General features: G+C 42.0%; 1 protein-coding gene. It reads left to right on the top strand.

From position 1 onward, the window contains the following. Positions 1 to 514 (top strand): HAD family hydrolase (locus A1QO_RS04795; RefSeq protein ID WP_017041014.1); only part of this gene is annotated, 514 nt, incomplete at its 5' end. Positions 515 to 538: the final 24 nt, after the last annotated feature.

Here is a 538-nt window from a genome sequence, read left to right as displayed (position 1 = left end):
TATTTGCCGCTTAGCAGAGCGTTATGTGCAAGGAGGCAATATGACCAAGGTTTACCTATTCGATTGGGGCGATACTCTTATGATCGATTTCCCGGAACAAAGCGGGAAAATGTGTGACTGGGTAACGGTGCAAGCTGTCGACGGCGCTCTGAACGCCCTTAAAGAACTATCTAGAAACAACAAAGTCTATGTGGCTACAAATGCTTCAGATTCATCGGAAGCTGAAATTAAGGTTGCTTTTGAACGAGCTGGTTTATCTCCATATATCTCGGGTTATTTTTGTAAATCGAACCTTGGTGTTGGTAAGGGGACACCTGAGTTTTTTGAAAAAATAATCGAATTACTCGACTTAGACCCTAAATCCGTTGTGATGGTAGGCGACACATACGACAAAGATATTGCGCCAGCAATCACAGCGGGCATTGATGCAATCTGGTTTAATCCAACTAAACAAAGTATTAGTGCTGTTAAGAATGTAAGGCAAGTCAGTCACTTGTCGGAAATTTGCACATAACAAAGCATTTAAGAGTGATTCGCA

It is taken from the genome of Vibrio genomosp. F10 str. ZF-129, assembly GCF_000287055.2.
Classification (GTDB): Bacteria; Pseudomonadota; Gammaproteobacteria; order Enterobacterales; family Vibrionaceae; genus Vibrio.
The sequence above is the reverse complement of the archived record's forward strand: the minus strand, read 5'-3'. Positions and strand labels throughout refer to the sequence as shown.